Genomic DNA, 15,459 nt, shown 5'->3' on the forward strand with positions numbered 1-15,459 from the left:
ATATTTTTTGAAACAAATTTAATTGGAGTTGATTATGAAAGGTTTAAAAGAAAGTATAAAAACGCCACAAAAAGTTTCAATAACACCAAAAGAATTGCTGGCAGAGCAGAACTATCGAGGTGAAGCACTGGTTGCTTCTAGTAAACTTTTTGAGAAAATGGCAGCAGAGATGACTGATACGATAAAAAAATCACCGGAGGTCAATATTCTGGTTTTGGCAGCGGGCAGTTTTCCAAGTTACCAACCTTTTTTAGCTAAAATTCTTCAAACGCTTCCCCAGGTCAAAAAAATTAATTTTACGCTAGTTGATCCTATGAAAGCTGCGACAGATTTGTTTATGGAAGAATTTTATCTGCAGGAGACAAAAGCTTTATTCTCAGAGACTAAAAAATTTAAACCAAAGATTTCCATAGTGCATGCGCAGCAAACCATAGGTGATTTTTTAAAAGAAAAAGTTAAAGATAAATTTCATATCATTTATTTGGAGCACCCTGAAGTCAGCGCTGCGATTACTTTGTTTTCAGCGTTGGGGTTTTTTAAGCATCAGGGCGATTGGGCATCTGAATTGCCGCGACTATCCTCTGTATTGCATGCGGATGCTATTGTGGTTGCGGCGGTGAAAACCTTTGAAGAGCAAATGCAAATAGAAAGAATATTGAGATTTAGTTTCGAAAGCAAACCTAAAGCCCTGTTGGATTATAAGCAATTGGTAGGTGCTCCTCATAGATTACTTATACCTAAGGATTTTTATTCAGGGGTTATTTGCAGGGTGTTAAATCCGATCTCAGATCCTCAGAAAATTGATAATAAAGTGGACCTAGCAAACTTCTCTAAACTGCAATTATTAATGGTAATGGGTATGGCGTGCATAGCTTATGTGGGTACGTTTTCAAGCTTTAAGGAGAATACGGCATGTGCGTTGTTAGGTACTATGCAGTTATTAACCTATGATCCTGATGCTAGTAAATTAAGCAATTTAGGCACTAAAGTACTTATCGGGTTATTACAGGCAGGGTTATGTTTTAAGGTGGCGATGGATGATTTATCGGTAGGGCACAATCGGCCCTAGAATTTTAATGACAGGTAACTTTAGTTTTGCAAGTTATTTCATTATACTACTGTTTTTTATGGAATTGAGCGGGATCTATGGATAGATTACAGCAATTTTTTGAGTATCAGGTGGAACATCATCCTGATAATATCGCTTTAATTTGCAATGATATTGCACTTTTTGCGCTTATTAATTCTGGGAGGTGAGGTCTGTCCTTATGATTTGGTGGAGCGCTGGAGTCGTCCGCATTTAACCATTATTAATACTTATGGTCCGACAGAAACCACAGTAGTTGCCACTTACGCTTTGTGCGAGAAGGGTAAAACGCCAACTATCGGTCGTCCGCTTGCCGATTGTGAATTGATGATTTTAGATGAAAATCAGCAACCCCTTTCTGCCGGTGAAGTCGGTGAATTGTATATTGGTGGAACTTGCGTGGCTTTAGGTTATCGCAATAAACCGGAATTGACGCAGAAAAAATTTATTTTCCATCCTGAACACCAGGGTAGGCGTTTGTATCGAACTGGTGATCTGGTGTGTTTGACTCCCGAAGGAGAATTACAGTTTGAAGGTCGTGCCGACGATCAAATTAAATTACGTGGCTTTCGGGTGGAATTGGCGGAAATTGAATCAGTATTGATGGAACAGCCGGAAATACGCGCAGCTGTGGTTGCTTTGCAGGAATTGGAATCAGGTATGCAGACGTTGGTTGCTTATCTAATACTCAATGATGGAGCGCAAATTAATCAAGAAAAAATTCTCACGGCATTACATGCTAAATTACCCAATTACATGGTGCCAGGGATATTAGAACAGCTAAAGGAATTTCCCTTATTACAAAGCGGCAAAATTGACCGCAAGCAATTACCCAAGCCGTCAGTACATCAGGTGGCATTACAAAATAATTCTGTGTTAGCACAGACTGCCACAGAAAAAAAAATCGCTTTGGTCTGGGAAGAATTATTCAAATGTTCGCCCATATCAATTAAAGCGGATTTTTTTCATGAATTAGGTGGACATTCCTTGGCAGCAGCAAAAATGATTTCGTTGTTGAGAAAAGAGCGTGGTTTGCAACATATTTCCATGCTGGATGTTTATGAAAATCCCACCATTGAACAATTAGCGCGTAGGGTAGATGAAACAGTAGAGCAAGAGGCATTGCATGCGCTGCAAAATATCAGTGCACAGATTGGAGAACCGCTGCGAGAGAGTCAGTTGCGCTATTACTTTTGTGGGGTGTTGCAGATATTTGGCTGTTATTTGCGTTTTGCTTTGTCGTCGTGGCAGTTTTTATTTGTGTTTTTAATCTTGATAGCGGCTATGGGTAAGGCCAGTATCTTGTCATCGCAGTTTTTATGGCCGTTAGGGTTGATTGTGGTGGGTATACAGCCGGCATTATTTATGATTGCGATTTTAGCAAAGTGGTTGTTTTTAGGGCGTATTAAACCTGGAAATTATCGCTTGTGGGGATTTTATTATTGTCGTTGGTGGTTGGTGCAGCAGTTGCAAAATTTGACGACCATCGAATACATGGTGGGTTCGCCATTTATTAATTTTTATTTACGCTTAATGGGTGCAAAAATTGGTAAGGATTGTTATATCGGCACTAGCATGATAAATGCTTTTGATTTGCTGCATATTGATGAGGGCAGCAGTGTGGGTGCCGATACTAATTTATCGGGTTACATTGTCGAAAACGGTTGGTTAAAAATTGGCTCTATTAATATAGGCAAACGTTGCTTTGTCGGAGCAAGCTCAGTTTTAGAAATCAATACCCGCATGGGTGATGATGCGCGGCTGGGAGATTTGTCTATGCTCTCTGTGGGTCGGATGATTCCTGAAAAACAGCATTTCACCGGTTCTCCTGCTGCACCTGGTGCAGTAGAAATTCCAGAGAATTTGCTTATAGCTGCCGATCATCGCACACCTGCTTCGAGATTAAATAAAATCAAATTAATTTTTTTACACAGTCTGGGCTTAACATTTTTATTATTGCTTTACACCATTGCGCTGATACCCGGTATCGCTTTGATAGATTACTTTTTTTTACACGGTCGTTGGTTAATGTGTGTTTTGGTGTCGCCGCTGTCTGCGCTGATATTTATTGTTTTGTTTTGCACGCTGATTTTTGTAGCCAAACGTTTGTTATTAGGTACGGTGCAACCTGGTATCTACGCAACGGATAGTTTTTATTATGTGCGTAAATGGACGATCGATCGTATGATGGATTTAAGTCTTAATACAGTGCAAGCGCTGTATGCGACCTTGTATTTACCACAATGGTTGCGGATGTTGGGAGCGAAGGTGGGTAAGCATACGGAGATTTCTACTACAGCGCATACTTCGCCGGATTTGCTGTCCATAGAGGATGAGAGTTTTATTGCTGATGGCGTTTTTTTAGGTGCGCCTTGTGTGTTTCGCCAATTTATGGTGGTAGCGAGAATAGCGATTGGTAAGCGGACTTTTATTGGGAATAGTGCGTTGATACCTGCGGGTGTGACGTTGGGCGATGGTTGTTTGGTGGGTTGTTTGTCGGTGCCGCCAGTGCACGAGGAAGCAGCTAAATCGGATACTTCTTGGTTTGGTTCTCCCGCCGTGTTTTTGCCACGCCGGGAAATTTTTACTGGTTTTTCTGAGGCGGAAACTTATATTCCTTCGAAAAAATTGTATTGTACGCGTTTGGCCATTGATTTTTTAAAAGTGATTTTACCGGGCGCGTTTATCTTTTTAATGCTGTCTTTGCAATTTATCACGGCGGGTTTTTTGCTGCGTCATATGAATGTGTTGGCAGTGATTTTTGCTTTTCCTTTGTTTGACTTTGTCATTTTAACGGGTATTTCAGGCATGATTATTGTGCTTAAATGGCTATTGCTGGGACGCTTTCATCCTGGGATTAGGCCGGCGTGGAGTGTGTTCGTGTGGCTGAATGAGTTGATTACCGGACTTTATGATGCGTTTATGGCGCCGATATTGTTGGAGGGTTTGCAGGGTACGCCGTTTATGGGGTTTTTCTTGCGGTTATTGGGTGCGAAGATTGGTAAGCGGGTATTTTTAGATACGACATTTTTTACTGAATATGATTTGGTTGAGATTGGCGATGATGTGGTTTTGAATGCTTATACGACGATTCAAACGCATTTGTTTGAAGATCGGATTTTGAAAATGGCGCGATTAAAAATTGAGAAAAATTGTTATGTGGGGAGTTTGGCGGTAGTGCTTTATGATACGGTGATGGAGCAGGGTGCTTCGTTAGCTAGCTTATCTTTGTTGATGAAAGGAGAGACTTTGCCAGCGAATAGTCATTGGGGGGGCATTCCCGCACAGCATCAGCGCAGGCGGTTGTATGTGGCGGGGAGTTTGTTGAAGGTTTAATTTAGTCTACTTTTGCAACATTGATGCGTTGAGCAGCAAATTGTTGGTTGTTGGTTCTATGAAGAATTGAGTGGGTAAATGCCAATTGGCTCTAGGTTGATAAAAAGGGCTGTCATTCCCGCGAAGGCGGGAACCCATCCACGCATGGCAAGGAGTTTGGAAAAACCTCAACTCCATTCATTGCTCTACCAAAAAGTATTTTTGCACTACCGCAATAATCCATTAGCCAAATTCAACCATTGAGGATTATCTTGTTCAATAAGATTGATTTTCCACTGCCTGTTCCATTTTTTGATTTGTTTCTCCCGAGTTATTGCCTCATAAATATCCAAAAGTACTTCGTAATAAACCAATTGATGGACATTATATTGTTTTGTAAATCCTTGCGCCAATCCTTTCTTATGTTCATAAATCCGTTTCGCAAGATCACTAGTCACTCCTGTATACAAGGTGCCATATTTTTTATTGGCTAATAGGTAAACGTAATATTGTTTTTCTTCCATAGTTGCTGCCAAGTTAGGGGATGGATTCCCGCCTTCGCGGGAATGACAGTGTTTTTATGGGGGTGAGTTATAGATATTTATAACTATTCATTGTGTTTTGATTATATCATTGACCCTAATGGACTAAGCACTACAGTAATTTTAGCTTCACAAACAAGATTATGTTTTAATAATCTGACACAATATTTTGCCTGCTCGCAGAATTTCTTCCACGTCAGCATCGCCGAATCCTAAAATAAGCGCAGGGGAGTGTTGAGTATCCGAATGGATATAAAAACGTGATATAGCATGGGTCATAATGCCTTTTTCAACAGCTTGTTCGGCAATTCGTTGATCGCTCCGATCGTCAGGCAAATGTAAGCATAAATGTAATCCGGTATCTAAACCACTTAAACGCACGCTTCCACCTAATTCGTTCTGCAATAAATCCACTAAAGTATCGCGTCGTAATTGGTATTCACGACGCATTTTTCGAATATGGGCGCTGACATGCCCGTCGCGCATGAAATCCGCTAACGCTTTTTGTATCACATAAGGCGGTTCGCGATGATGGCGGACTTGTGTTGTGCGAAAGGCTTCTATCAGTGGCTCTGGTAATACCATATAGCCTATTTGCAGTGCAGGAAAAAAAGTTTTGCTGAAGGTGCCGAGATAAATCACTTGTTGTGGGGCGAGTGCGTGTAAAGCGGCGAGTGGGTTGCCTTCATAACGGAATTCGCTGTCATAATCATCCTCTATTACAAAGGTTTGATGCTGTGAGGCTAAGGCTAATAAATTGCGGCGGCGGGTGGCGCTCATGACCGTGCCGGTTGGGAATTGATGTGAGGGTGTGGTGTAAATGAGTTTGGGAGGGTGTTGCCAGGCATTAAGTGGTGGGGATAAACCTTCTTGGTCTATAGGCTGGCCTACGATATTTAATCCGGCAGCTAAAAAAGCTGATTTTGCGCCAGAGTATCCAGGGTCTTCTACCCAGACGGTATCTGCAGGGTCGGCGAGTAAATTAGCGACTAGTTGCAGGCTGCGTTGTGTGCCGTGGGTTATTAGTATTTGTGAGGAATTGCAACGGATACTGCGGGTGATGCGTAAATTGTCTGCGAGTATTTGGCGTAACTCGGTGTCACCGCCTTGATGGGGATTGGCTTGCCAATCTAATTTGGGGTTGCGGGCGTGGCGGGCGACGTAACGTTGCCATAATTCAAAGGGAAATTGTTTTAAATCAGGGATGCCGGAGGCAAAAGCGCCACGCATGGGGGCAAATTTTGCGTGTGCAGCGATGGTTTGGCCGCGGGAGGATAAATTAAGGCTCACTTTGGGTTGAATGGTATTGTTGGTATCAAAGTGGGTTGGGGCGGTAGCCAGTATGTATATACCCGATTTGGGACGAGTGATGGCGTAACCTTCGGCGCAGAGTTGTTCGATAGCGGTTATGACGGTATTGCGGGCTATGCCGAGTGTTTTGGCGATAACGCGTGAGGAGGGCAGGCGGGAGCCGGGCGATAGTAATCCATCTAGGATGAGTTGGCGCAAGGCTTCGTAAAGTTGTTTGTAACGTGGTAAGGGGGAGGGTTCGGCTTTTGTTAGCCAGGTATGTAAGTGGAGAGTTAGTTCTGGTGGAAGCGGCATCTGGCTCTATTCTTTATGGGAAACTGGATCTATACATTAAGCAATAATGTACATAAGATCAAGGCCAGTTGTGTGCGTATAAACGCTGTTATCAGAGGATAAATCCTATGCATCAAAAACAACCCCCCTCCGAAAGAACACGCATCAAGCGTGTGAGTGAGCGTGCTAATTATGATTTGGCGGCGATACATGCGGTGTTGGATGAAGCTTTCTTTGGCACGATTGCTTTTAATGATGGCGTGAGTGTGCATGCTATTCCAACGGCTATTTGGCGCGAAGGTGAGTATTTATATATTCATGGTTCCAATGGTAGCCGCTTGTTGAAATGTTTACAGACTGGGGCAGAGGTTTGTGTTGCAGTGACGCACATTCATGGTTTGGTATTGGCGCGTTCTGCGTTTCATCATTCAATGAATTACAGTTCAGTGTGTATTTATGGTGTGTTTGAGAAGGTTGCTGATGCTGAGAAAATGCAGCATATGCAACGTTTTCTAGAGCATTGGATGCCGGGGCGTTGGCAGCATACGCGTTTGCCGGATAAAAATGAGTTGGCGGCGACGACGATTATGCGTGTGTCGATTGTTGAGGCTGCGGCAAAATCGCGTCAGGGGTCGCCTAAAGATGATGGAATCGATATGGAGCAAGCTGTATGGGCAGGGGTTGTGCCATTGCGTTTACAGTGGCAAGCACCAGAGCAGGAGGCGATACAACAAGGGGCTGATTTACCAGGCTTGTCAGTGCGGGCTTTGGCATAGTTGGAAGTCTTCAATTTTTAACTTTTTTCCTCTTATAGCCATGGCTTTTTTCCTTCTCCCACAAGGGGAGAAGGAAAAAAGCCATGGCTATATGAGAAAAAAATTATTCAGCTTTCCATATTTCATATAAATTTTTTAATGCTTGAGTAATAGGCAGCACAGTCACATTATCTTCATGAAATTCATCATCCCACCATAAAGTAGAAACAATTTAGCCGTGGGATAATCTTTAGCGAAGGATTTTAGAGCTTTAAGATCCTGGAAACTGTAATTGCGTTTGCGCTTAATTTCGAAAGCGAATAAGCCTATTTCCTCGTATAAAATAAAGTCAACCTTAACAGTTACGGCTTCTTGTGGGGAGTCTAGTGGACCCATTGTTCGATGAGTCTATGGACTTCATTAAGTAAGGCCGGTACTTTTTGCACTTCGTCAATAACTACCCATTGTGTTGGATGAGGGGGAAGTATGGTTTCTAGGCAGCTGGGGTTAGAAAGGAGCCGGATGAAAGTGTCAGTACGGAGTAGATCAATGAAGGTAGCTTGCAGAAGGTGCTGTTTGAGCCAAAAAGTTTTGCCGGTGCCACGCGGGCCGAATAGAAAAGCGCTTTGCGAGGAATTCAGATCAATTTTAAGTAATCTGGGATACATTTGGCCAAATTTTCATGTAATTTGGCCAAATGTATCCCAAAATGCATAGAAGAGTAATGCTTTAGCTGTTATCGAACAAATGGTGTGTCATCCTTGCCCCAAGCTGACAGCTGTTTTTCATTGACTAAAAGTAATAGTCGATTTGACATCCTTAATCCCACTGACTGATTCAGCCAAATCCTCTGCCTCATTGGCTTGATGGGAATTGACGGCAGTGCCGGATAAATAAACCACGCCGTTCATGGTCTTCACTTTAATGTGGTTGGATGAGCCTGGATTACCAGATAGTTCTTCGCGCAGTAAAAGCCCTTTGACTTTGGCTGTTATCATCTGATCGGGTAGTGGATTGGTCACACCTCTGATGGTGAGTTCTGAAGTATCTATGCCGTGCACACCTCTGACGGATTCAGCCATTTTAACTAATTGATTGGCATCGCTGGGGCTATTCACGCTGCCGCTTAATTCTACAATGCCTTGTTGGCTTGAAACTTTAATCTGATTAAATGTAGGGTGAACCACTTGTTTGACATCACTGGTAATTTGCGTGTCATCTATGACTATGTTGCCGTCGGCAACGCTAGGGTTGTAATTATTGGTGTCATAAACATCTTCATTTTGTGCCAATACGGAGAGGCTATAAAAGCATAAAAACCCTATAATTAAACAAAAAAAATCCTTGGATCTCATAAAAACTCCATTAATTCTACGAATTTAATTATCTCAATAATTAACTATAGTAGATTTTAAGGAGTTTGCTGGGTGTTCCAGCTAGTAGATATGAATATATAGCCTTTTGAGCGAATGGTTTTAATACGGTAGGGATCGGTAATATTATCTTGAAATTTTTTGCGTAAATACGAGATGCGTAAATCTATGCTTCTATCAACCCCATCGTAGCTGGTGCCGCGTAAAGCTTGAGTAATCATTTCGCGGTTGACTACATGGTCGGCATTTTTAGCTAGAAATGCTAAAAGCTCAAATTCCTGGGGTTTAAGTGAGAGGGGGCTGCCTGATAAAGTCGCTCTGCGTTTGACTAAATCTAAATGTAGACAGCCAAATGTCAGTTCGCGTAGCGCCATCGGTGAGCGATTGTTTTGCATAAACCACACCCTAAACCAATTTTGAAGGAGTATCAGTTAAAAGATATCATTAATTTTCTGCACCAGGAGGGTTTTTTATGAGAGATATAATGCAATATCGTGGTTATTTTGGTTCAGTGCATTTCGACAATAAAGGATTATTCTTTTTTGGGAAGGTAGAATTTATACGTGCGCTTATTAGTTATGAAGCCACTGATGCCAAAGGAATTAAGAAAGCTTTTGAAGATGCTGTTGATGATTATTTAGAAATGTGCGAAGAACGAAAGATAGAACCTGAATTACCATTTAAAGGTAGTTTAAATATTAGATTAGGCTCAGATTTACACCGAAAAGTTGCAATAGCTGCTGAGTTAAATCATTTAACGATTAATAAGTTTATTGTACAAACTTTAGATCGTGCTATTTCTCAAATGAGAGAGCATTCGCCTAGCAAGCATTTATGATAATTGATGAAACAGACCATCGTATTACTCTTTCAAATATGTTAATAAAACACCGTACATCCTCGTAGTTCAAGTGCCTGAAACCATTGGGGGATTGCTAAGCCCTTATTCAGCCGCACGTCCAATTTTTCCAGCTGCGTTAGATTCATTATTTCATCAGGTAATTGCGTTAGTTTATTATCTCTTAAATCGAGAAATCGCAGTGATTTTAATTGGCCGATAGTATCAGGAATTGATCGTAGATAATTAGTGCGTAGGTCAAGTTCAGTTAGGTTTTGCAAGTTGCCAATGTTGGTGGGTAATGTTTGTAATTTATTATTTTGCAAAATGAGTTTTCTCAGGCTAGTCAAATGGCTGATTGTGGTAGGTAAGGTCACGATATGATTATGCATAGCATGTAATTCTCTTAATGCACTGATATTGCCAATAAATTCAGGAATGGAGTCAATGGCATTATTGTAAATCCGCAATTCTAGAAGTGCGGTTAAATCTTTAATGCATTCAGGTATTTTCGTAAATTTATTATAGGTAATATTCAGATAATTAAGTGATTTGAGCTGACTAAGCGCAGAAGGTAAAGAGGTAAAATGATTATTGGCAAGATATAAGAAACGTAGATGACTGAGGGAGCCAATGGTTTCAGGGATAGTTATTAATTCATTATGCTGCAAATCCAGCACTTGTAATTTCTTCAAATTACCAATAGTTTCTGGAATAAAAGAAAGTTTATTTGCGCTGACATTGAATCTTTCTAAGTTCTGCAAATTAAAAATAGAAGCTGGCAATTGAGTTAATTGATTTTTATAAATACTTAATCTTTTAAGTTGGGCGAGATGTTTAATGTCTTCGGGTATTTGTTGTAGTTGATTATCATCTAGCCATAATTCTTCTAGCGTATCATGCAAAACAATAGTTTTTTGGGAGCGTGAAATTTTATCAGTGAGATCTAGTGAAGTGGTCATAGAATGGTGCCTGTTTCATTTTTTTGGGGAAGAAGATATTGGATCGCTGGTGCTCATCACAGAGATTGAGGCGGATGATGACATCGCAGCAGAAACGGAAGTGTCTGGGCTAGAGGTTGATTGAGAATTGGAAAATAGACGAAATGGCTCGTTAAAATCGGTCGGAAGAACAGTGCCTGCTTTTGCAAAATAATCTTGGGCCATGCGCAGGTGGGTGGTATCTAGTGGTATTTTTCCCTCTTTTGCTTCGACTGCTTTGCTCTGATGATACTCGCCTAATATATGGAAATCAGCCGGCAAGCGGACATCAGATATTTCTGTCATTTCTGTAAAAGCGGAACCGGCTTCTTTTGATTTTGGTGTTGATTTATTTCTCTTGATTTCATCAGGTTTTGATGTGGGGTAATTTTTCTTAGTTTGTTCTTCTTCTAGGTCTTTCCACCAATTACCTAAATCGAAATTGGCGAAATTCTGTCGATCGCTTGTAATTATGTTTAGCGGTAGTTTTTTGGTATCAGCGCTAGTGGTAATCGGTGCTGATTGTGATGAGGTTGTGATGGTGATGCCAGCTGGGGAAGAAATGCTCATTGGCAATAGGGTTTTTATTCTTTCTCTGACAATTGCCGTTCCTAAATTCTTTAACTGAAGTAAATTACTAGCCAGCTTTTTATCTAAGTTTACACCCAAACCAATTTCATAACACTCAGCGAGCGCTTTTATACTGTCCATATGTCCTTGTTGTGCAGATAAAGTAAACCAGCGTAGCGCTTCTGATAGGTTTTTATGAGTACGATTTGTCCCATGCCAAAAAAGAAGCCCATATTGATACTGACCAATAGGACAATGACATTCAGCAGATTGTTTAAAATATTTTTCAGCCATTAGGGTATTACGTTTAACTCCAACACCGTTTAAATAACAAAAGCCCAGTGCATTTTTTGATTTTATATCCGAATGCATGCGGTCAGCTTGTTGATATTGTTGAAATGCTGCTGTTAAATTTACATCGTGCTTTAAAACAGTTTGGCCGCTTTTCAATTTTTCGGCCTTAGTTTTCTTGTCTAGTTCAATAAACAAGTCACCAATTTTCAAATGGATGGTTGCTAGCCATTTTGTGCTAACTAGAGGAGGATATAAATAGAGTTGATAATGGTTAATTGCGCTCCCATATTTGCCTAATTTTTCATAACAATTGCCTAAATGATAATGTAATCGTTGTTGATCGGTGGGGAGATTTAACTCCTTAAAAATAGCTTGGGCTTGTTCATAATGCTTTAAGGCTTGTTTTTCTTCGCAGCATTTTCCTAATTTGGACAAAATATTGGCTTTTAATATTTGATTATCATGATGAGTATCTTGAGTTTTTAGCATATCATAGGCGGCGACAAGTAATTGTTCGGCAGCCTTAGCATCCTTAATTCCTTCCTCATACAAATAGCAGTGTGCTAGACGATATTGAATGATTGGCGTTATTTCTCCGCGAGCGATTGCCAGTTGATAGAAATGAGCTGCTTTTTTTAAATCTTTTTTCACCCTCCATTCAGCACTACCTGTAAAATAACACTCTGCTATAACTGAGGCGGAATATTCTGAGTTGGTTTGCAGCTCTGTAGCTAAAGCATAATAGTCCAAGGATAAAGCTTTATTTTTCTGTACTCCGTAACCGCCATAGTAGTAATAACATCCTAAAGCTTCACATGCGAGGGGATTTTTTTGCCGAGCAGCGGTTTTGCATAACTCAATAAAATTGCGATCTCTATCTTCAGTAAGCACAAACTTTTTCTTAAGAAAGCCATTGACTAGGGCATGGATAGCAGGAGCATGTTTTTTATCGGCAAGCTCCCAATATATATCTACCGCCTCTTTTGCATCTCCTTGGCTTTGATGTTGATCTGCAGCTAGCATTTGTTCTTGATAGCAAGAATTTAAAAAACGTTGAGCGCGCGTATTGCCTTGATCTGCAGATAGTTCAAATAACGCAGCTGCGGCATTTAAATCGCGATCGTGGAATTCGCCAAAGAAATGCCATAACCCCAAAGCGAGTTGTGCGCGAGCATGGCCTCGATCATATGCAGCTATTTGATAGGCGCAGAAAGCTTTATCCGAGTGAGCTTGTCTTTGTAGCGGATCTGATGTTTTTCTCGCATTTCTAGTGTGTTGCAAAGCAGATAAGTATATTTCAGTGGCATCTTTTTTAGAAAAATCTTCTAGTGTGATTTTTTTCTTTTCTTTGGGTCGTACATGCGGTTGACTGGCGGGTATGCTTGAGGGAGGTGGGGGTAGTTCTTTAGAAGTTAAGACCTCTATGCGTGGTGGGGCTGCCGGCAAATGGGTGGGGGAAGAAAGTATTTGCGAGGTTGTTTTTTCATCGGTAGTAGTTGAATCTTTAGGTAGTTGTAATTCCTTTTTATCACTTATGCTAACTAGATTAAGCTCTATTTCTTTTACTTTTGCTTCTATCATTTCAAATTTTTCTCTCTACTGTACAATAGTGTTACTCTTAAGGCGACTACTCACCCCCTTTGACGAAGGGGGTGAGCCGTGACTTGCCAGTTTAACAAATAAGGAGAAAACGTGTTAGACCAACGACAACAAATATTTCCGCAAGCCTTTAGAAAAAAAATCATCCTCTCTGCTTCAGTCGGTAACATGTTAGAGATATATGATTTTGCGTTATATGGCTATTTTGCACCGATTATTGCCCAGTTGTTTTTTCCGCGCACCGATAAATTCATGTCGCTTTTGGCAACTTTTGGTGTATTTGCCCTTGGGTTTCTAATGCGACCGTTGGGGGCAATGCTATTTGGCTATTTTGGTGATCGCATCGGTCGCAAAAAAACCTTATCCGCTTCGATTATTTTGATGGCGGTGCCGACGACTTTGATAGGATTGCTGCCTACTTATGCGCAAATTGGCGTATGGGCGGGGGTTTTATTATTAATTTGCCGCCTGCTGCAGGGTTTAGCTACCGGTGGGGAATTTACTGGTTCCATCATTTATATAACTGAACATGCGCCGAGTACTCGCCGCGGTCTTTATGGTAGCTGGGCTATGTCTAGTACGTTCACGGGTTTTTTGATTGGCTCGGGTGTCAGTGCGCTTTTCAGTAGTTTGCTTTCAGCAGAGTCTTTGAGTCTTTGGGGTTGGCGTGTGCCGTTTGTATTGGGTTTTGTTCTGGGTATTGTTGGCCTTTATTTGCGGTTGCGAATGCCGGAAACGCCTTATTTTTTGGCAATACAAGCGGAAAATAAATTGGTTAAAAACCCCTTATTCAGTGCCTTTAAGGAAGGGTATAAAACGATGTTAATTGTTGCTGCCCTCAATTTTTTACCTGCAGCCAGTTATTATTTATCCTTTGTTTATTTATCTTCTTATTTCGCTATTTATCTAAAACTGCCTTTGCATACGGCTTTAACCATCAATACAATCAGTATGTTTGTACTAACCCTTGTCACGCCATTCATGGGTTTTTTATCTGATAAAATTGGGCGCAAACCCATGTTGGTTACCGGTGCTTTAGGTTTTATTGTTTTCGCTTATCCCTTATTTTTATTGATGCAGCTTAAAACCTTTACGGCAGTTTTTTTGGCGCAATTGGGGTTTACTTTGTTAGTGGGTTGTCTATTTTCGGTTATCCCAGCAACCCTGGTTGAATTGGTTAAGACTAATATCCGTTATACGGCCATTTCATTTCCATATAATCTTTCAAGCGCGATTTTTGGCGGTATTATGCCGTTAGTGGCGACTTTTCTGATTGAGAAAACCGGAAATCTTGTGGCGCCGAGCTTTTATTTAATTTGTGGTGGTATTGTCATGATTGTCACGGTATTTTTCTTTGAAGAAAGTTTTCGAAAACAGTCGTTAAATTAATTTTGGTGCAAAATGCAGATCAAACATCGTGGTGCGATCACTAATCCAGAAGGGAGATTTGAAAAGGAAAAACGTGAAAATATTGATGATGGTTGGGATATTTCTGAACCGGAAATTTTACCAACGTTAGAGACCTTATTGTTACAAGACAAAGCCAAAACAATTATTACACGTAATGATTCGCCAGATATTGGCTTTGAACAGTCTATTAATCCTTACCGTGGCTGCGAGCATGGCTGTATTTATTGTTATGCTCGCCCTAGCCATGCGTATATGAATCTGTCGCCCGGTTTAGATTTTGAGAGCAAAATTTTTTATAAGGTGGATGCCAGCAAGATTCTAGAACAACAACTCGCCAAACCGAATTATATTTGTCAACCGATTATGTTGGGCGCGAATACAGATCCTTATCAGCCGGTAGAAGGTAAGCTTAAAGTCACGCGTAGTATTCTTGAAGTATTGCATCGTTATAAGCACCCGGTAGCTGTGATTACGAAAAGCACATTAATTGAGCGTGATTTAGATCTTTTAACAGATATGGCGAAGCAGCGGTTAACGAAAGTCGCCGTGACGATTACGACGCTTAGCAATTCGCTGAAACAAATACTTGAGCCTCGTGCTGCCGCACCTAGTGCCAGATTGCGCATTATTCGAAATTTTGCTGCCGCTGGCATTCCGGTGCGCATTATGGCGGCACCTATGATTCCCATGATTAATGACATGGAGTTGGAGGCAATTTTACAAAAGGCCAGTGAAGCAGGAGCCATGTATGCGGGTTATACCTTTATTAGGTTGCCGTTTGAGGTAAAAGATCTGTTTAAAGAATGGCTGTTAAAACATTTTCCTGAGCGTAAAGAACATGTGATGAGCTTAATACGTCAAAGTCGCGGAGGTAAAGAATATGATGCAGCGTTTGACCAGCGTATGCATGGACAGGGTGAGTTTGCTAATTTGTTGGCTATGCGTTTTAAGTTGGCTTGTAAACGTTTTAATTTAAATGTTACGGCTAATGCTGAATTGAAAACACAACTTTTTCGGCCGCCTAGGAAATTTTCGGCACAATTGGATTTGTTTGTTGATTAGTGTATCTGAGGCTTTTAAGTTCACCCCCGTTTTCAAGGGGTGAGCGGATA

At 41.0% G+C, this 15,459-nt stretch carries 12 protein-coding genes; 6 read left to right on the top strand and 6 right to left on the bottom strand.

Annotated features, from left to right (window positions below; all coding sequences use genetic code 11):
- Positions 1-34: 34 nt before the first annotated feature.
- Complete coding sequence (locus tag VHE99_06390; GenBank protein HVV68642.1) at positions 35-1,069, top strand: hypothetical protein; 1,035 nt, start codon at positions 35-37, stop codon at positions 1,067-1,069.
- A 162-nt stretch (positions 1,070-1,231) separates the two neighbouring features.
- A complete protein-coding gene (locus VHE99_06395) occupies positions 1,232-4,423 on the top strand; it encodes a Pls/PosA family non-ribosomal peptide synthetase (GenBank protein ID HVV68643.1) in 3,192 nt (1,063 codons plus the stop codon).
- A 206-nt stretch (positions 4,424-4,629) separates the two neighbouring features.
- Here VHE99_06395 and VHE99_06400 read toward each other — a convergent pair whose 3' ends face one another.
- Positions 4,630-4,926 carry a GIY-YIG nuclease family protein gene (locus tag VHE99_06400; protein ID HVV68644.1) on the bottom strand — a complete coding sequence of 99 codons (297 nt, stop codon included), beginning with the start codon at positions 4,924-4,926 and terminating at the stop codon, positions 4,630-4,632.
- A 159-nt stretch (positions 4,927-5,085) separates the two neighbouring features.
- Positions 5,086-6,549: a PLP-dependent aminotransferase family protein gene (locus VHE99_06405; GenBank protein ID HVV68645.1), complete on the bottom strand. Its 1,464-nt coding sequence runs from the start codon at positions 6,547-6,549 to the stop codon at positions 5,086-5,088.
- Between the two features lie 107 nt (positions 6,550-6,656).
- On the opposite strand from VHE99_06405, the gene VHE99_06410 reads away from it, so the two are divergent.
- Entirely contained in the window at positions 6,657-7,304 is a 648-nt protein-coding gene (locus VHE99_06410; GenBank protein ID HVV68646.1) for a pyridoxamine 5'-phosphate oxidase family protein, read from the top strand.
- A gap of 764 nt (positions 7,305-8,068) precedes the next feature.
- Here VHE99_06410 and VHE99_06415 read toward each other — a convergent pair.
- Complete coding sequence (locus tag VHE99_06415) at positions 8,069-8,638, bottom strand: BON domain-containing protein (protein HVV68647.1); 570 nt, start codon at positions 8,636-8,638, stop codon at positions 8,069-8,071.
- Positions 8,639-8,694: 56 nt separating this feature from the next.
- Complete coding sequence (locus tag VHE99_06420; GenBank protein HVV68648.1) at positions 8,695-9,051, bottom strand: winged helix-turn-helix domain-containing protein; 357 nt, start codon at positions 9,049-9,051, stop codon at positions 8,695-8,697.
- 77 nt (positions 9,052-9,128) lie between these two features.
- Between VHE99_06420 and VHE99_06425 the strand changes: the two genes are divergently transcribed.
- The gene (locus VHE99_06425; protein HVV68649.1) at positions 9,129-9,494 is read left to right on the top strand and encodes a type II toxin-antitoxin system HicB family antitoxin; all 366 of its coding nucleotides are present in this window, start codon (positions 9,129-9,131) and stop codon (positions 9,492-9,494) included.
- Positions 9,495-9,535: 41 nt separating this feature from the next.
- Here VHE99_06425 and VHE99_06430 read toward each other — a convergent pair whose 3' ends face one another.
- Complete coding sequence (locus VHE99_06430) at positions 9,536-10,456, bottom strand: leucine-rich repeat domain-containing protein (GenBank protein ID HVV68650.1); 921 nt, start codon at positions 10,454-10,456, stop codon at positions 9,536-9,538.
- Between the two features lie 15 nt (positions 10,457-10,471).
- Positions 10,472-12,919 (bottom strand): hypothetical protein, encoded by a 2,448-nt coding sequence (locus tag VHE99_06435; protein HVV68651.1) that lies wholly within the window; start codon positions 12,917-12,919, stop codon positions 10,472-10,474.
- Between the two features lie 111 nt (positions 12,920-13,030).
- Here VHE99_06435 and VHE99_06440 point away from each other — a divergent pair, with 111 nt between their 5' ends.
- Both VHE99_06440 and VHE99_06445 read left to right on the top strand, forming a co-directional pair.
- A complete protein-coding gene (locus VHE99_06440; protein HVV68652.1) occupies positions 13,031-14,326 on the top strand; it encodes an MFS transporter in 1,296 nt (431 codons plus the stop codon).
- A 12-nt stretch (positions 14,327-14,338) separates the two neighbouring features.
- Entirely contained in the window at positions 14,339-15,409 is a 1,071-nt protein-coding gene (locus VHE99_06445; protein HVV68653.1) for a PA0069 family radical SAM protein, read from the top strand.
- Positions 15,410-15,459 lie beyond the last annotated feature (50 nt).

This window comes from Gammaproteobacteria bacterium (assembly GCA_035546635.1).
Lineage (GTDB): Bacteria > Pseudomonadota > Gammaproteobacteria > JAURND01 > JAURND01 > DASZWJ01.

What these genes read in the sequence shown, in the direction of transcription:
- VHE99_06405 (HVV68645.1), bottom strand. Translation starts at nt 6,549, where the DNA reads ATGCCGCTTCCACCAGAACTAACTCTCCACTTACATACCTGGCTAACA.
- VHE99_06410 (HVV68646.1), top strand. Translation starts at nt 6,657, where the DNA reads ATGCATCAAAAACAACCCCCCTCCGAAAGAACACGCATCAAGCGTGTG.
- VHE99_06420 (HVV68648.1), bottom strand. Translation starts at nt 9,051, where the DNA reads ATGCAAAACAATCGCTCACCGATGGCGCTACGCGAACTGACATTTGGC.
- VHE99_06435 (HVV68651.1), bottom strand. Translation starts at nt 12,919, where the DNA reads ATGATAGAAGCAAAAGTAAAAGAAATAGAGCTTAATCTAGTTAGCATA.
- VHE99_06430 (HVV68650.1), bottom strand. Translation starts at nt 10,456, where the DNA reads ATGACCACTTCACTAGATCTCACTGATAAAATTTCACGCTCCCAAAAA.
- VHE99_06390 (HVV68642.1), top strand. Translation starts at nt 35, where the DNA reads ATGAAAGGTTTAAAAGAAAGTATAAAAACGCCACAAAAAGTTTCAATA.
- VHE99_06445 (HVV68653.1), top strand. Translation starts at nt 14,339, where the DNA reads ATGCAGATCAAACATCGTGGTGCGATCACTAATCCAGAAGGGAGATTT.
- VHE99_06415 (HVV68647.1), bottom strand. Translation starts at nt 8,638, where the DNA reads ATGAGATCCAAGGATTTTTTTTGTTTAATTATAGGGTTTTTATGCTTT.
- VHE99_06425 (HVV68649.1), top strand. Translation starts at nt 9,129, where the DNA reads ATGAGAGATATAATGCAATATCGTGGTTATTTTGGTTCAGTGCATTTC.
- VHE99_06400 (HVV68644.1), bottom strand. Translation starts at nt 4,926, where the DNA reads ATGGAAGAAAAACAATATTACGTTTACCTATTAGCCAATAAAAAATAT.